Annotated in this window: 13 protein-coding genes; 4 read left to right on the forward strand and 9 right to left on the reverse strand. The window is 60.0% G+C overall.

Annotated elements, in window-relative coordinates:
- Positions 1–102: 102 nt before the first annotated feature.
- On the reverse strand, positions 103–1,431 hold the full coding sequence (purB, locus tag RBB49_RS26655) for an adenylosuccinate lyase (protein ID WP_306146004.1): 1,329 nt from the start codon (positions 1,429–1,431) through the stop codon (positions 103–105).
- Between the two features lie 167 nt (positions 1,432–1,598).
- Between purB and RBB49_RS26660 the strand changes: the two genes are divergently transcribed.
- Complete coding sequence (locus tag RBB49_RS26660) at positions 1,599–2,081, forward strand: NUDIX hydrolase (RefSeq protein WP_306146005.1); 483 nt, start codon at positions 1,599–1,601, stop codon at positions 2,079–2,081.
- 22 nt (positions 2,082–2,103) lie between these two features.
- On the opposite strand, the gene RBB49_RS26665 is transcribed toward RBB49_RS26660, so the two are convergent.
- The 6 genes from RBB49_RS26665 to RBB49_RS26690 form a co-directional block, all read right to left on the reverse strand.
- A complete protein-coding gene (locus RBB49_RS26665; protein WP_306146006.1) occupies positions 2,104–3,420 on the reverse strand; it encodes an MFS transporter in 1,317 nt (438 codons plus the stop codon).
- Positions 3,421–3,477: 57 nt separating this feature from the next.
- On the reverse strand, positions 3,478–5,088 hold the full coding sequence (locus tag RBB49_RS26670; RefSeq protein ID WP_306146007.1) for an APC family permease: 1,611 nt from the start codon (positions 5,086–5,088) through the stop codon (positions 3,478–3,480).
- A 153-nt stretch (positions 5,089–5,241) separates the two neighbouring features.
- The gene (locus RBB49_RS26675) at positions 5,242–5,997 is read right to left on the reverse strand and encodes an FkbM family methyltransferase (RefSeq protein WP_306146008.1); all 756 of its coding nucleotides are present in this window, start codon (positions 5,995–5,997) and stop codon (positions 5,242–5,244) included.
- Positions 5,998–6,217: 220 nt separating this feature from the next.
- Complete coding sequence (gene rpe / locus RBB49_RS26680; protein WP_306146009.1) at positions 6,218–6,886, reverse strand: ribulose-phosphate 3-epimerase; 669 nt, start codon at positions 6,884–6,886, stop codon at positions 6,218–6,220.
- A 154-nt stretch (positions 6,887–7,040) separates the two neighbouring features.
- Positions 7,041–7,811 carry a DUF2259 domain-containing protein gene (locus RBB49_RS26685; protein WP_306146010.1) on the reverse strand — a complete coding sequence of 257 codons (771 nt, stop codon included), beginning with the start codon at positions 7,809–7,811 and terminating at the stop codon, positions 7,041–7,043.
- A 60-nt stretch (positions 7,812–7,871) separates the two neighbouring features.
- Complete coding sequence (locus RBB49_RS26690) at positions 7,872–8,846, reverse strand: sodium:proton symporter (RefSeq protein WP_306146011.1); 975 nt, start codon at positions 8,844–8,846, stop codon at positions 7,872–7,874.
- A gap of 112 nt (positions 8,847–8,958) precedes the next feature.
- On the opposite strand from RBB49_RS26690, the gene RBB49_RS26695 reads away from it, so the two are divergent.
- Together RBB49_RS26695 and RBB49_RS26700 are read left to right on the forward strand one after the other, a co-directional pair.
- Complete coding sequence (locus RBB49_RS26695; protein ID WP_306146012.1) at positions 8,959–10,227, forward strand: FAD-binding oxidoreductase; 1,269 nt, start codon at positions 8,959–8,961, stop codon at positions 10,225–10,227.
- Between the two features lie 146 nt (positions 10,228–10,373).
- The gene (locus RBB49_RS26700; RefSeq protein WP_306146013.1) at positions 10,374–10,655 is read left to right on the forward strand and encodes a PepSY domain-containing protein; all 282 of its coding nucleotides are present in this window, start codon (positions 10,374–10,376) and stop codon (positions 10,653–10,655) included.
- A 250-nt stretch (positions 10,656–10,905) separates the two neighbouring features.
- Here the strand turns inward: RBB49_RS26700 and RBB49_RS26705 are convergent, their stop codons facing one another.
- A complete protein-coding gene (locus RBB49_RS26705; protein ID WP_306146014.1) occupies positions 10,906–11,385 on the reverse strand; it encodes an Lrp/AsnC family transcriptional regulator in 480 nt (159 codons plus the stop codon).
- A 146-nt stretch (positions 11,386–11,531) separates the two neighbouring features.
- Between RBB49_RS26705 and RBB49_RS26710 the strand changes: the two genes are divergently transcribed.
- Positions 11,532–15,050: an indolepyruvate ferredoxin oxidoreductase family protein gene (locus RBB49_RS26710; protein WP_306146015.1), complete on the forward strand. Its 3,519-nt coding sequence runs from the start codon at positions 11,532–11,534 to the stop codon at positions 15,048–15,050.
- Positions 15,051–15,209: 159 nt separating this feature from the next.
- On the opposite strand, the gene RBB49_RS26715 is transcribed toward RBB49_RS26710, so the two are convergent.
- Positions 15,210–15,446 carry a hypothetical protein gene (locus tag RBB49_RS26715; RefSeq protein ID WP_306146016.1) on the reverse strand — a complete coding sequence of 79 codons (237 nt, stop codon included), beginning with the start codon at positions 15,444–15,446 and terminating at the stop codon, positions 15,210–15,212.
- Positions 15,447–15,514: the final 68 nt, after the last annotated feature.

A 15,514-nucleotide genomic window follows, 5' to 3' on the forward strand; every position in this document is an offset into this window, starting at 1 on the left:
CACGATGCCGCCCCGATCTTGAACCGGGGCTTCATTTGTTGAGATTGGTATAAGGTCCCGGATCAAGTCCGGGACGGCAACGCAGCCGGCCAAAAAAGCGCGTCAGCTTTCCCCGAACACGCGTTTGAAGATCGCGTCGACATTCTTGGTGTGATAGCCGAGGTCGAACCGGTCGCGGATTTCGTCTTCGGAGAGATAGTTCCGCACATCGGCATCATTCAGGAGTTCGGTCAGGAAGTCGACCGAGGCCGCGCCCGCGACCTGGTAGCTGTCCCATACCTTCATCGCGTTGCGCTGGACGAGCCGGTAGGCGTCCTCGCGAGAGGACCCGGCCTGCGTCAGCGCAAGCAGGATGCGCTGCGAATGCACCAGCCCGCCGAGACGGTCCATGTTGCCCATCATGCGTTCCGGATAGACCATCAGCTTGTCGATAACGCCGGTCAGCCGGGCGAGGGCGAAATCGAGCGTGACGGTCGCGTCCGGTCCGATCATGCGTTCCACGGACGAATGCGAGATATCGCGCTCGTGCCAGAGTGCAACGTTCTCCATCGCCGGAATCGCATAGCCGCGGACGAGGCGGGCAAGGCCGGTCAGGTTCTCCGTCAGCACAGGGTTGCGCTTGTGCGGCATCGCCGAGGAGCCCTTTTGCCCCTTGGAGAAAAATTCCTCCGCTTCGAGCACTTCCGTGCGCTGCAGGTGTCTGACCTCGGTGGCGACGCGCTCGACCGAAGAGGCGATGACGCCGAGCGTGGCGAAATACATGGCGTGGCGGTCGCGCGGGATGACCTGGGTCGAGACCGGCTCGGCGGTCAGGCCCATTGCCCTGGCAACGTGCTCTTCAACACGCGGGTCGATGTTGGCGAACGTGCCGACAGCACCTGAGATGGCGCATGTCGCCACTTCCTCGCGGGCCGCCAGGAGACGGGTCTTGCAGCGGTCGAACTCCGCATAGGCCTCGGCCATTTTCAGACCGAATGTGACGGGTTCGGCGTGGATACCGTGGGACCTGCCGATGCAGACCGTATCCTTGTGCTCCATCGCCCGGCGCTTGAGCGCGTCGAGGAGGGCATCGAGGTCGGCGAGCAGCAGATCGGTCGCCTTGACCAGCTGTACGTTGAAACAGGTGTCGAGCACATCGGAAGACGTCATGCCCTGGTGAACGAAACGGGCATCGGGGCCGACGATTTCCGCCAGATGCGTCAGGAAGGCGATGACGTCGTGCTTCGTCTCTCGCTCGATCTCGTCAATGCGGTCGATGTCGAATGTCGCGTTGCCGCCCTTTTCCCAGATCGTCGCGGCGGCTTCCTTCGGGATGACGCCGAGCTCCGCAAGCGCATCGCAGGCATGGGCTTCAATCTCGAACCAGATGCGAAACTTCGATTCCGGAGACCAGATGGACACCATGTCGGGACGGGAATAGCGCGGGATCATCGCGGGCAGAACCTCTTTATGCGGGGGAAACCTGGCTGCGGCATAGCAGAGGGCGGCGCGCCCTTCAATCCAATGATGCGGATTTTGCTTGCGAGCCGCATCTGGCCGGTGAATTTTATGCACGACGCAAGGCGAAACCACTCGCGCGAAGAACAACGGAGACCCCCATGCCGATCTGGCGTCCCGCGAACACGATCACGGTCAAGGCGCTCGCGCTGATCTGGCAGGACGACGCGCTGCTGTTGTCGGATGTTTTCGACGACGCAGGCCGGGCGACCGGAATGCGGCCGCTGGGTGGAACCGTTGAATTCGGCGAACCCTGGCGCGATGCGCTGCAAAGGGAGTTTCTGGAAGAACTTGGCGCCCACATAACACTGCTCGATTCCCACTTCGTGATCGAGAACCTCTACGAACATCACGGGGTTCCCGGGCACGAAATCGTATTTGTGTGCCATGCCCACTTCACCGATAACCGGTTCTACCGGCAGGACAGCCTGGTTTTTGAAGAGAGCGATGAAACCGACGGGCTCGCAAAGTGGGCGTCGCTTGCGGAACTGGATGCCAAGCGGCTTGAGCTTTACCCGACCGGACTCAGGGAGCGGATTTCGGGCTCCGATTCGCCAACCGGGCGCAAGTCGCGCCTCAGCTAAGTCGTGACGCCTCTGCCTGGGATCAGGTGCGTTCTATGGTGCGCATCGCTACGGGCAACACCAGTAAGGTCGTCGCACCAATAACCGCGAAGAGCACGGCATAACTCGGGATGCCAGCGTGAAGCGCGCTCATGGCCGCAAGCCCAAGGCTTCCGCCGAGCATTTGCAGGGTCAGGTTGATGCCGCTCGCCTGTCCATGCTTTTCCTGGGGAACGGAATTCATCTGCACGCGGCGAACGGGAATGGCGATGCTTGGCATCGATGCGCCCCACAGGAGCAGCGGAAGAAACGTCAGGAGATAGTTCTCCCGGATTGATGCTATCGCAAGCAGCAGGATGGCCGCGGCGTGCACTGCGACGCCGAGCATGAGGACAGGGCGCGACCCCAGCTTGTCCGTCAGTTTACCAACAAGCACGGACGTTCCAAGTGTCGGCAAAATAGCCAGCGAGACGGCTGCCCCGGACAGGATCGGCGAGATGCCGACAGTGGTTTGCAGGAACTGGGCGACAAACACGAAAAGCGTTATTTTCTCGAACTGAAAAATTGCGAAGATGATCACGCCGCCTCTGAATTCGGGGATCTTCAGCAGGTTGAGATCAAGGATCGGCGCCGGGTGCGTCAACTCCCAGTGCCGGAATACGGTCACGAGTGCGCATCCGAGCAGGAAGAGGCTGATTGTGAGCGGGGAGAACCAACCCCAGTCAGGTCCCTGCATGACACTGGTGACCAGGGCAAGCAGCGCCAGGATCAGAAAGGCGGGTCCGAATTTGTCCGTCTTCGCGGACGGCCTGCTCTGACTGGTTTTTTTCGCGTCGTAATCCTGCGACCAGACCAGCCAGAGCAGCAGAACAATCGCGAAGACAAAGGGAATGCCGATCCAGAAGATCATCCGCCAGGAGACGGTTTCGGTCAGAAAGCCGCCGATCAGGGGACCGGACGCCATGAAGATGGCACCAACCGTCGTTTGATATCCGAAGGCGACGCCGCGTTCTTCCGGCTTGAACGCCGTCGTCAGGATCGCAATCGATGTGGGAAAAATGAGTGCCGCGGCGACACCCTGAAGCGCCCGGGCGGCGATGAGCATGGCGCCGCTGGTGGCGATCGCCGCCAAAAGAGAAGCGATCGCGAACAGGATCGCACCCGCGGTGAAGTAGCTGCGCCGGCTGAAGTGATCGCCCATGCGTCCGGCCAGCGCGACGGCACAGGTAAAACTGAGCAGGTAGGCATTGACCACCCAATGCGTTGCGGAGAGCGACAAGCCGAGTTCCCTGGCCATAGAGGGCAGAGACACGGTGACGATGGTCTCGTCGAGCACAATCAGGCCAAGCACGCCACTCATGGCCGCGAGCAACCACCATTTTCTGTTCTCCGCGAGTGACGAGTTTAAAGCCATCACCTAGAATCTGAGGTCCGGTTTTTCCGCCGGAGCATCTTCCGGCAGGTCGTATTCTTCAATTTCATCCAGGAACTCCTCAGCGAGGTAACGCTTGAATTTCGCCTTGTTGAGACTGAGACGAATGGCGAAAACGTAGACGACGGTAGCCAGGAGCCCGACGGCAAGCATGTCCGGACCGAGCGGTATCAGGTCCAATCCGCTGCCGAAGGACCCAAGATAGGAAAGCAGAAGAAGACCGGCGATATAGGGAGCCAGCCAGGACGCTTCGCGCCAGTCGAGACTGTCGAACCCGCCTTGGGCGTTGCGCACCAGCAGGAGCACAAACCCGACCACCAGACATATGCCGAGGTGGCTCAGCGTGTCCCAGCCGCTCCAGTAGATGATCAGGCTGGCGACGATGAAAGCGAGACAGCCGGTGACGGGTGCGGCAGGCAGTTGAAAAGCTCTTGGCGTGTCGGGCAGAAGGCGGCGGAACGCCATGACGGCAATCGGTCCGACGACAAAGGAAAGCACGATCGATGACGTGTTGAGTGCAATCACTTCCTTGAAGGGCAGCAGAAAGAAGAAAATCGCGGAAACGACGAAATTCACGAGCAAGGCGAACAGGGGCACGCCGCGTTGCGAGAGGCTTTCCATGAACTTTGGAAACAGACCGTTCTGCGCCATTGCCAGACCCAGCCGCGCGTTGGAGCCGACCGAGACGAGGCCTGAGGCAAAACTCGAAATCCGGGCGCTGGTGTCCAGGAGGCTGACGATCCAGAGAGCACCGACAGCAGTTGCCAGTGCTGCCATGGGGCCAAGTTCCCCGGAGAAGTGCAGCGCATTCCAGCCGTTTTCAAGATCCTTGCCGCTGAGTGCGCCAAGGAAGGCAATCTGCAGGGCTCCAAGGATGAACAGGCAGATCACAAGGCTCAGGACGAGTGCGAGCGGGACGTTGATTTTCGGATTGCGGGCTTCACCGGCCATCTCGATGACATGCCTGAAGCCCAGGAGCGCGAAGATCACGCCGCCGCTCGAAATCGCCGAAAGGATGCCTTTCAGGCCTTCCGGGGCAAATCCACCGTAGTTGCTGAAATTCTCGAAGCGGAATTCCGAAGCGATAATGACGGCTGCCAGGAGCGACGGAACGACAATCTTGATCCAGGTAAGGGCCGTGTTGATGCGGGCAAAGAATTTGACGCCGAATGCATTCAGCACCGTGAAGACCATCAGGAGCACGCAGGCGACACCGAGACCGCCCGGTGTCAGCTGTCCATCGGGCGCGTAGAGCCAGGGCGCATTGGTGGCGGAATAGCGCAGCACTGCCTCGACTTCGATCGTCGCGGCGGTGTTGTATCCGACCCAGGCCGTCCAGCCCATCGCCATGGACACGACGGACCCGTGCGAAAAATGCGGAACGCGGCCGATGCCGCCGGGGACGGGTAGAATTGCGGAGATCTCGGCAAAGGTTGCAGCCAGCAACAGCATGGCGATGCCACCGATCAGCCAGGCAAGGATCGCCGAAGGGCCTGCGGCCTGCGCGGCAAGAAGCGGTGCGAACAGCCAGCCGGATCCGAGGATGCCGCTTATCGCGACGAAGGTCAGACCCAGAAGCCCGATGCTGCGATGCATGTGCGCCAAGATGTTCCCCCACAGACTTCGGCTTGTGAGGGAAGCTTAGCCGAGGGAAGGTCGCAACGGGAAGCCGGGATTTGGATTGTTAAGATATGTCGGGCGGGAACTGGCGGCCCGAGCTGCGGGCTCTGCGTCAAGCGCCGCGTTTGTTCAGGTCGCCAGAACCAACGCCGCTTTCCCGTTTCCGGACAGATCGAACTGCGTACGCCGAACCCTTGTTGAAAAAACGTTGCTGATATCGCGTTTGAAAACCTCGAAACTGGTATAGCCGAGCGCTTTGAGATGGGAGAGCAGATCGGTTCCGCTGCTGTCGCTCAGAACCTCGCACAAAAGCGCTGGCCTGTTTTCGGACAGTGTCTTTTCCCCACCCCGGATAACGCTGGTCTCGTGCCCTTCCACGTCGATCTTGATCAGCCGTATCTTGCCGGGCTCGAGCCCGTTCGACGCGACAAATTCATCAAGCGTGGTGCAGGCTACATCAGCGCGGTTCACAGGTATCTCGTGATGGGTCTCGTCGAGCGTTGCCCAGCCCAGATTTCCGTTTTGGGGCACGAAGATCGGAACCACGCCCTGCGTGTCCGACAGCGCCTTGTTGATTGCCGTTGTGTTGCCGCCACCGGCCAGAGCGAGGTTGGCCTGAAGCACTTCAAAGGTGACCGGATTGGGCTCGAAAGCGAAAACCTCTGCGAAATAGTCACGCAGCAGGATCGAATAAACGCCTATATTGCCGCCAACATCGAGAAAGATCGCGTCGTCTTCGATGGTTGTCTCATCGAGGTAGTCCTGGACACCATCCAGTTGTGTCTGTTCAAAACTGCCGGTGCTGAACAGGCGCATGCCGATGACATCGTTCATGGGAACGCAGATATGCGTGAAGCCCTTCTTGCGGCTTGCCCTGTTGCGCATGGCCTCCGCAATGGCAAAGAGCCCCCGGTCAATCAGAAGGCTTGATAAACTTCTAGTACGTAACACTTCGCCCCACACCCTGTTCTACTTGAAATTCCCTTAGGGAATAGAAGCTGTCGCAGCGGTGTTTCCAAACAATTAAGGCGCGTTGATTGACCGTCGAAGCGGTTATTCAAGGTGAAGAAAGATCTAAGCGTTGTATTTCCGTCGTCTTACAGCCTCAGGCTGAGGCGGCGGTGCGGATCGCGGCAATATTTTGCGTGTAGGCGTCGATCGTGCCGCCTTTGAAAACGGCGGATCCGGCAACAAGCACATTCGCGCCGGCACCTGCGACAAGAGGAGCCGTTTCCGGGGTCACGCCGCCATCGATTTCCAGATCGATCGGGCGGTCGCCGATCATGGATTTGATGCGGCGGGTCTTTTCCACCTGGGACTGAATGAATTTCTGTCCGCCAAAGCCTGGGTTCACGGTCATGACCAGGATCAGGTCGAGGCGGTCCAGGACGTATTCCAGAACGCTTTCGGGTGTCGACGGGTTGAGAGACACGCCCGCCTTCTTGCCGAGATCGCGAATGGCCTGCAGCGTGCGGTCCAGATGCTTTGTCGCCTCGGCGTGCACCGTGATGATGTCTGACCCGGCCTTGGCGAAGGCCTCAAGGTAGGGATCGACCGGCTCAATCATCAAGTGCGTGTCGAATATCTTGTCCGAATGCGGGCGGAGTTTTGCAATAACGTCGGGGCCAAAGGTGATGTTGGGCACGAAATGCCCGTCCATGACATCCAGATGGATCCAGTCCGCGCCCGCCGTCACGACGTCGCGGACTTCCTGTCCCAGCTTGGAAAAGTCGGAGGCAAGGATCGATGGTGCGATTTTGATGTCACGTGGCATTGCAAGGCTCCCGCAGTGTCCGAGGGTCCGGATCGCAAGAGGCCGGGCCGACTGATCTGAGTGGGCGGCTATCACGGCGGGTTGTCTGTTTCAAATTCTTTTTACATGACAGGCGACAATTGCCCGTTTCACGTGTGTAGAAGCGCTGCGGTCTTCAAAGACGCCCCGTAATTGCCAGATATCTGCGATCCGGGCCTTCGAAACCCAGGCTCTCCATCTGTACGAAGATCGCAAACACCGCCGGTCCCTTTTCCGGGTAGAAGGTGAATACCCGTTCGATCCGATAAGAGAACGGGCAGCGCCGGCTCTTGGGCACACTGGTGTCGTTGTTCAGGGTGCGGGTAACGCCGTTGCTCACCATTGTCAGGCGAAAGCCCCTGGTTTCAACACCGTACCCGGCGCATTCGGCGTTCTTGAGAGGATACTCGTTCAAGGTGAGGTCTATCGAGGTCTCGCCCTGCAAAAGCGGCAGCCGCGGCGCGACCTTGATGTGATACGGGTTGGAACCCAGTTCCGTCGCTGGATTGAAGGCAACCGTCTTCCCCTTCCCGAAGATGGAGGTCTTGTCGAGAAGCGCATGTGCCGCCTGCTGGTTCCGCGTGCGGGTTTCAGCAAGAGCATCTTCCGGATCGTAGCCATTTTCCTCATCGACTTCATCCACGCGGCGGAAAGGCGAAGGTTTCACCCAGCTGTCCGATCGGACATCCAGGACGAAGATTTCCGAATAGGGAAAGCCGGAGCCGTCCTGCCATCCATATTGTTCGAAGGCGAAAAAGTCCCCGTGGCTGGAAAAGCCGTAAATTTCCAGTTCGGCCGTATCGCCGGCGCGGACAGATGAAGGTGCGGAGCCGATGAGCGCGAGGACCGGGAGCAGGCAGAGGATCGCCTGACGAAAAAGCCGTGAGAACCGGAGACTGATTGGCATTGTGTAATCCTTCGACTGGGACTTTGGTTGCCCCAATCTTAGTGGCATCCGGTTCCGGTTTCAGGTCCGCTGCGTCACAGAATCCGCGTTTAGCCGGCAGAAAACCCTGACGAAGGGTTTCAGGAACATCGGCAGCAGATAGATCGGGAACTGGCCAACCGCGAACCAGAGCCAGGTGAATTCCGGCAAAACGCCACCGAAGGCGGCGACCATCAGGCCCATGTTCCGGGTTCCGCAGGTATGCGCGATGGCATAGGCATCTTCCCGCGTTGCCGGTGCGAACAAGACAAGCGACAGGAAGATCTGGGTCAGTGCAAGAGCGAAGGTGAACGCGGTGATCGCAAGCATGAAAAGCGGCTGCGACAGGAAATTTGCGGCGACCCCGTCCATGGCCGCGATCGCGAAGATGAGCAGCACGATCACGTTCAATCCGCTGATGTGATCGCCGCTTCGGGCGAGGCGTTCCCTGCCGAAGATCCTCTTCAGGACCATGGCAATGACGAATGCCCCTGCAAGCAGGATCGACAGCTTCAGCGCGAGGCCGCCAACACTCAGGGGCAGGGCGTCACCCAGCATGAGGCCGCCGACAAAGGGGACGGTGAGGGGCGTCACGATCATGGCGGCGACCGAAAGGGCCAGGCTGAGCGTGCCATCGAGGCCGAGCAGGTAGATGAAGGCGGGCGCTGCCAGAACCGGTGGCGCGGCCGTGGAGATGAAAAGCGCAAGCGCGACGTCGGGTCCGAGCTGTGAAAGTCCTGTATGCGTCAAAAGGAGATAGGTGAGAAGCGGTACCCCGAGCATCATCCAGACGAGTGCGGCGATCAAAAGGGCGGGCCGCTTCAGGCGCGTCCTGATGGCGTTGTGATCGACGCGCAGAAACGCAAGCGTAAGCAGACCGAAAACGGCAAATTCAAGGTAAGGCCGCAGATAGGCGGACAAGGCCGGCAGGGCCAGGCCGATGAAGATGCTCACTGCGAGCGCGGTCGTTCCGTGACGGCCGATGAAGGCCAATCCTGCCGCGAGCATTCGAATCATCTAAAGTCGTCTCCTGAAACCGCGAGGTGATGCGGACACCTTGCGCTACTTAACCGAACGGGAGCGCCGATGCCAGTCAGATCGGCTCGCCTGACATGCTTCGGGTATGTGTATGACAAACAAGGCAGGTCAGCCACGTTTTCATGATGTTGTGGTGCTTGGCGCCGGCATTGTCGGTGTCTGCACCGCCATCCATTTGCGGCGGCTGGGGCTGGACGTCGCCCTGGTCGACCGGGCACATCCGGGTGAAGAAGCTTCCTTCGGCAATGCCGGGATCGTTCAGTGCAACGGTTTTACTCCGCATGCCATACCGACCAACCCCGTCCAGCTTGTCAAAATCGCTCTCGGCATGTCGAGTGCTGTTTCGCTCAACCTCAAGAAGACGTTCGAGCTTTTGCCCTGGCTCCGGCAGTATCACGCAGCGGGCAGCCCTCGCGGCATCGAGGCCTATTCCAGGGCCATCGCACCGCTGAGAGCGCTTGCTGCGGAGGATCACCTCGACCTTGCGAAATCAACCATTGCCGACCGCTTTTACCGGAAGGGTGGGTGGCTTTATCTCTACCGCAGCGATGCCTCATACCGCCATGGCGAGGTTGAACGTCACTACGCCCGGGTGTTCGGCGTCACTTACGACGAACTTCAGTCTGAAGAAACGCGCGCGCTCGAGCCTGGACTGAAATCGGCTAACTTCAAGGCCGTTCACTGGCTTGAGAGCTGCTCGGTGACCAACCCGGGCGCCGTCGTTGACGCATTCTGGCGGGGTTTCATCCAGGAAGGGGGGGAATACTTCCGCGGCGATGCCCTGACGCTTCAGCGGCATCACGGAGACTGGGCGCTGGAAAGCGAACGCGGAACCCTTCTTGCCGGGAATGCCGTGATTGCCCTCGGGGCATGGTCCAACGACCTTTTGAAAAAATTCGGGGAAGAGTTTCCGCTGGTTGCCAAGCGCGGTTATCACATGCATTTCCAGCCTCAGACCGGAGCCTCGCTGTCCAGGCCCGTGGTGGACGTGGACAACGGTTTTGCGCTCACGCCAACGGACAAGGGGATCCGTCTGACAACCGGTGTCGAGCTTGCCGACCGGGATGCGCCGCCCAATCCCAACATCATCAAGCTGGCGAAACGGCGGGCTTCGGAGCTCCTGCCGCTCGGGCGGGCGCTCCAGGAGGAACCGTGGCTCGGATCGAGGCCGTGTCTGCCGGACTCCCTGCCTGTCTGCGGTCCGTCCCGGAGAACGCCCGGTCTCTGGCTCAATTTCGGCCACGGCCATGACGGGTTCACGCTCGGTCCTGTCACCGGACGGCTATTGGCGGAGCAGATTGCCGGCAGGGAGACAGGGTTTGATCTGAGCGCCTTCACAGCGGCGCGATTTGCCGATTGATCCGGCTCAGGATGCGGTCTCTGGCGTATTGGTCCTGTGCTAAGGGCCTGCCATTCATGGACTATCTTTAATTTGGCAGCGCGCGGGCGCTCCCCATTTTGAGGTCATTGACCGGCACGGTGCCGGTACCAGTCAGGAGATCAGTCATGATCCATTTGAACGCATTCAGTCCGGCGAAAACCGGGTTGCTCGCCGCCGCCATCGCCATCGGAACCTGTTCGGCAGCCTTTGCCCAGTTTGAGGTCGGTGACACGTTGGGGCAGTCCGTTTCCGAGATTGCCGGTTCCCTGGAAGCAGGCGGCTACGAAATCCGTGAAATTGACGTTGAGCGGAACCGGATCGAGGTCGAAGCCGTCCTGGAAGGGACCAAGTACGAGATCAAGGTGGACCCGCAGTCCGGGCAGGTGATCAAGGTCGAGCTGGACTAGGTGATGGACCCACAAATGAGACTGAAATGGCATGCGAAATGGCAACATCCCGTCAGGAAGGGTGTGTGGAGCGGGCTTCCTGCCCGGTCAAGCACGCTGACGCCACGGGGTGAAGCCATTTCCATGTCCTTCGGATTTGACCGGCTTGCGCCTCCTCTGCGTTGCGAAAGGCTTGAAAATGAAGGACCGCCATCGCAGCCGCCTGTTCCTGTGACGGGCGTTGCAGGCGTGCCCGGGGCTTCTGACAGCGCTAGTTTTCCCGGAGTGGCAGCGCGACCGTGTCCTTGACCGTGTTCACGACAATGCGCGACTGCACATCCGAGACCAGCGTGTTGTCGAGCAGTTTCAGGCGCAGGAAATTGTCATAGGTCTTGATGTCGTCCGTGACCACCTTGATGAGGTAGTCGACGGCACCGGTAATGCGCTCGCAGGTCACGACTTCCGGCCAGTGATGAACGAGTTTGTCGAACGTGTCCATGTTGTCCCGGCTGGGCACTGCCAGCTTGACGAAGGAATAGGCGACGAATCCCAGCCCCACGGATTCCCGGTCGACGATCGCCGTGATCTGCCGGATGATTCCCTGTTCCTTCAGACGCTTGATCCGCCGCCAGCAGGGCGTCTGGCTCATTCCGGCCTCCTTGGCAACCTCGGCTATGGAGAGCGATGCGTCGCGTTGCAGGACTCGCAGAACACGAATGTCGGAAGGGTCGAGAAGATTTTTATCGGTCATGGCTGATATGGGGAAATTTTATGCGCTTTCTGGGAATGGAAGCGGTACGATAGCACAGAAACTGCACGAGAAAAGGATGATATTTATCTGAAGATGGCGAGCGGAGAGGTGCAGCCGCCAAGGTCGACGTTTCAGGAGGACGCTGGATGAACGTTCATATGCCAACCGTGTCGTTGGAAGACAAATATGTCGCAACGGATGGACAGGTCTATCTGACCGGCATTCAGGCGCTCGTGCGGCTTGCACTTGAACGTGCCGCGCTGGATCGCCAGGCCGGTCTGAAATCGGGCGGTTTCATCTCGGGATATCGCGGATCTCCTCTCGCGGGATACGACACGGAACTGATGCGCGCGCACCGGCATCTTGAGCGAAGCAACGTGGTTTTCAAACCCGGCGTCAACGAGGAACTGGGCGCAACGGCCGTCTGGGGCAGCCAGAAACTGCGCGGTGAGGGCGGTGTCGGCCGCCCGACCGAGTATGATGGCGTCTTCGGTATCTGGTACGGAAAGGCACCGGGTGTCGACCGTGCGGGCGATGTCCTTCGCCAGGCGAATGCCTCTGGAACCGATCGGAACGGCGGTGTGCTTGCGCTGGCCGGTGACGACCATCTTGCCAAGTCCTCCATCCTTCCGGCCCAGAGCGAGTTCTTCTTCGAGCACGCGGAGATCCCAGTGCTCAACCCGTCCGATATTCAGGACGTGCTGGATTACGGTCTCCACGGGCTCGAAATGTCCCGGTTCACCAGCCTCTGGACGGCCCTGATCTGCGTCGCGGACACAATGGACGCATCAGCGACCATCAACGTTTCGCCCGACAGGCTCCGGCTTGTCCGTCCGCTGGAAGGCGATCCGCGCAAAGACTACCGCCAGAACCGGGATCTGCTTCTCGGCAACCGTCTGGAGACCGAACGGCTGGTGCGCGACCTCCGGATTCCGGCAGCGCAGAACTATGTGCGCACCAACGGCCTGGATCGCGTGACATTCGGAACGAGGGGACAGGCCAAACTCGGGATCGTTGCGTCCGGCAAGGCTTACAGAGACCTTCTTCAGGCGCTCAATCTGATGGGCATCAGCGAAGATTTTGCCAAATCCATCGGCCTTGCCGTCTACAAGGTTGCCATGACCTGGCCGCTGGAGCCTCTGGGACTGCGCGACTTCGCCCGTGGCACCGAGCGCCTGCTCGTCGTCGAGCACAAGCGCGCGTTCATGGAAACCCAGATCAAGGCGATTTCCTACCACTGGCCGGAGATGAGCCGTCCTGAAATCTGGGGCAAGCGCCGTCCGGACGGCGCGCCGTTCCTTTCCGATGTTCTGGAGCTTTCCGTCGCCGAACTGATCAAGGGGCTGATGGCATGGCTGCCGCAGGATGTCGTTTCGGAGGAAATGGGCGCGGTTGCCAACCGGATGACGAAACAGGTCATGTGGGCGCAGGGACATGCAGAGCGTGCCGCGCGCATTCCCTATTTCTGCTCGGGCTGCCCGCATTCCACATCGACCAAGACACCCGAGGGTTCGCGTTCCATGCCGGGGATCGGCTGCCATGCCATGACCGAAATGGCGGGCCGTACCACCGAGGGTCAGATCGCCATGGGCGGCGAGGGCGTTCTCTGGGTTGGCCAACAGCCGTTTTCCGGTGACAGCCACGTCTTTGCCAATGTCGGCGATGGAACCTATTTCCATTCCGGTATCCTTGCGATCCGCCAGGCATTGGCCTCGAAAGTGCCGATCACCTACAAGATCCTCTATAACGACGCTGTCGCCATGACAGGCGGCCAGCAGGTCGACGGTCAGCTCACCGTTCCGCAGATCACGCGGCAGCTTGAAGCGGAAGGTGTCGAGCGTATCGCCGTTGTTTCGGAAAATCCGGAGGCCTACGGCTCCTGGACGCCGCTGGCCGAAGGCACAAAAATTCACCATCGCGACGAGCTGATGGATGTTCAGAAGGACCTTCAGGGGTTCAACGGCGTGTCCGTGATCGTTTACGATCAGACTTGTGCTGCCGAAAAGCGGCGCCGCCGCAAGCGCGGGCTTTATCCGGACCCGGACAAGCGGCTATTCATCAACGACCGCGTTTGTGAAGGATGCGGCGACTGTTCGGTCCAGTCGAACTGCCTCTCCGTTGAGCCGCTTGCAACACCCTTTGGCGAAAAGCGCGTGATCAACCAGTCGAGCTGCAACAAGGATTTCTCCTGCATCAAGGGTTTTTGCCCTTCGTTTGTCGAGATTGACGGCGCGGCGCTCCGCAAGCCGAAAAAGGCCGATGTCAACATTGAAGCGATGGTCGACGCGCTGCCCGAGCCGGCGCTGGCCACGCTTGAACGGACCCGGAATGCGCTCGTTGCCGGTATCGGCGGTATGGGCGTCACCACGATCAGTGCCGTTCTGGCAATGGCGGCCCATGTGGACGGCAAGCAGGCTTCGACGCTCGACATGACCGGTCTGGCCCAGAAAGGCGGACCCGTAACCTCGCATATCCGTTTCGCGGCGAGCGACCGGTCGATCGAAGGGCCGCGCGTTCCCACGGCAAGCCTCGATCTTCTGATTGCAAGCGACCTTGTTGTGGCGACCAATGCGGACCAGCTTGCGCTCGCGCAGCGCGGGCACACCCTGACGGTCGCTAACACCAAGGTAGCGCCCACGGCCGAATTCGTGCTCAAGCAGACGCTGTCCTTCGATGAACAGCGCATGGACAAGGCACTGAAGGAGGCTTCCGGCACCTATCTTGCGATGAACGCGGCGGAGATTGCCGAGAAGCTTCTTGGCGATGCGATTTTTGCCAACATGCTGCTGGTCGGCATGGCGTATCAGAGCGGAGCGCTGCCGGTGTCCGGTTATGCGATCGAAACGGCGCTGGAGCTTAACGGCGCTGCCGTTGCCAACAACGTGAAAGCCTTCCGTGCCGGGCGGGTGCTGGCGGCAGACCCGCAAAAACTTCTTGCAGCGCTTCCGTCGCAAGAAACGCCCAGGGCGCTGAGCCTCGACGAAAAGACAGCGCTCCACGAAAACGAACTCACGCTTTACCAGGATGCGGCCTATGCCGCGGTTTACCGGGAGCTGGTTCAGGCCGTCAAAGAGGCCGACACGCAACATGGCACCGGCACATTGCGGCTGACGCAGACAGTTGCCGACATGCTTTACAAGGTCATGGCCTACAAGGACGAATATGAGGTCGCACGCCTCTACTCCGACGCGGATTTCCGGCAGAAGGTGCATCAGCGCTTCGAGGATCCGAAGGCGATCAAGGTCCATCTGGCGCCTCCGCTTCTGGCCCACCGGATCGATCCGAAAACGGGGCGCCCTGAAAAGATCGCCTTCGGGCCATGGATCTTCAGCGCTTTCAAGCTGCTGGCAAGGTTCAAGGGTTTCCGGGGGAAATGGTACGATCCCTTTGGCAAGACTGCGGAAAGGCGTGCGGAGCGGGCCCTGATTGAACAGTACAAGGCCGACATTGCTGAAATCCTGAACCGTCTGCCGTTCGTGAATTACGGCCTGCTCGTGGAGCTTGCCCGCATTCCGGATCTGGTCAGAGGCTTCGGCCCCGTAAAGGAAGCGAACCTGAAGAAAGCGATGGACAAGCGGCAGGTCCTCCTGGAGCAGCTGAACAAAACGGATAATGGCGGCGATCATCGCGACACCCAGGCCCAGTTCCTGGAAGCAGCCGAGTAGGGGCGCATCGCGTCCCTGTCGTTGCCGTCGCTAATTCGCGCACGCGTGGTGCGGTACATGCGGCATGTGCCCTGGCGGCTCCGACGGGTGTTTTCCAGGCCACAGGCGCTGCGCAGACCCTGTAAGCCCTTACGGATGCGCTGACCGATGATCGCGCCGTCAGAACCACAGACCTGTATCAACGCGTTTGGGCGCGCGGCGCAGCTGTTCATGGGTGCGGATATCTTCGTCGGGGAGCACGTCGCTCAAGAGCTCGGTCGGAATGCGCCGAAGGGATCGGCGCCGCCTGTTGTCTGCCAGCCAGTTTTGCAAGACGTCGACAAGCAGCCGGACCGGCGAGGTTGCGGCGGCAGATCTTGGCCTGTGCGGGACGGGCAAGGGGGTCACTTTAGGCATGCGCTCCTCCTGAATAAAAAAAGATTTATCTTTTTAATTTAGAGGGAGTCCGGCCCGGTTCAATAAAA

Origin of the sequence: Roseibium sp. MMSF_3412 (assembly GCF_030733265.1) — a bacterium.
In the GTDB taxonomy this organism is placed as follows: domain Bacteria; phylum Pseudomonadota; class Alphaproteobacteria; order Rhizobiales; family Stappiaceae; genus Roseibium.

What these genes read in the sequence shown, in the direction of transcription:
- purB (WP_306146004.1), bottom strand. Translation starts at nt 1,431, where the DNA reads ATGATCCCGCGCTATTCCCGTCCCGACATGGTGTCCATCTGGTCTCCG.
- RBB49_RS26660 (WP_306146005.1), top strand. Translation starts at nt 1,599, where the DNA reads ATGCCGATCTGGCGTCCCGCGAACACGATCACGGTCAAGGCGCTCGCG.
- RBB49_RS26665 (WP_306146006.1), bottom strand. Translation starts at nt 3,420, where the DNA reads ATGAGTGGCGTGCTTGGCCTGATTGTGCTCGACGAGACCATCGTCACC.
- RBB49_RS26670 (WP_306146007.1), bottom strand. Translation starts at nt 5,088, where the DNA reads ATGCATCGCAGCATCGGGCTTCTGGGTCTGACCTTCGTCGCGATAAGC.
- RBB49_RS26675 (WP_306146008.1), bottom strand. Translation starts at nt 5,997, where the DNA reads ATGCGCAACAGGGCAAGCCGCAAGAAGGGCTTCACGCATATCTGCGTT.
- rpe (WP_306146009.1), bottom strand. Translation starts at nt 6,886, where the DNA reads ATGCCACGTGACATCAAAATCGCACCATCGATCCTTGCCTCCGACTTT.
- RBB49_RS26685 (WP_306146010.1), bottom strand. Translation starts at nt 7,811, where the DNA reads ATGCCAATCAGTCTCCGGTTCTCACGGCTTTTTCGTCAGGCGATCCTC.
- RBB49_RS26690 (WP_306146011.1), bottom strand. Translation starts at nt 8,846, where the DNA reads ATGATTCGAATGCTCGCGGCAGGATTGGCCTTCATCGGCCGTCACGGA.
- RBB49_RS26695 (WP_306146012.1), top strand. Translation starts at nt 8,959, where the DNA reads ATGACAAACAAGGCAGGTCAGCCACGTTTTCATGATGTTGTGGTGCTT.
- RBB49_RS26700 (WP_306146013.1), top strand. Translation starts at nt 10,374, where the DNA reads ATGATCCATTTGAACGCATTCAGTCCGGCGAAAACCGGGTTGCTCGCC.
- RBB49_RS26705 (WP_306146014.1), bottom strand. Translation starts at nt 11,385, where the DNA reads ATGACCGATAAAAATCTTCTCGACCCTTCCGACATTCGTGTTCTGCGA.
- RBB49_RS26710 (WP_306146015.1), top strand. Translation starts at nt 11,532, where the DNA reads ATGAACGTTCATATGCCAACCGTGTCGTTGGAAGACAAATATGTCGCA.
- RBB49_RS26715 (WP_306146016.1), bottom strand. Translation starts at nt 15,446, where the DNA reads ATGCCTAAAGTGACCCCCTTGCCCGTCCCGCACAGGCCAAGATCTGCC.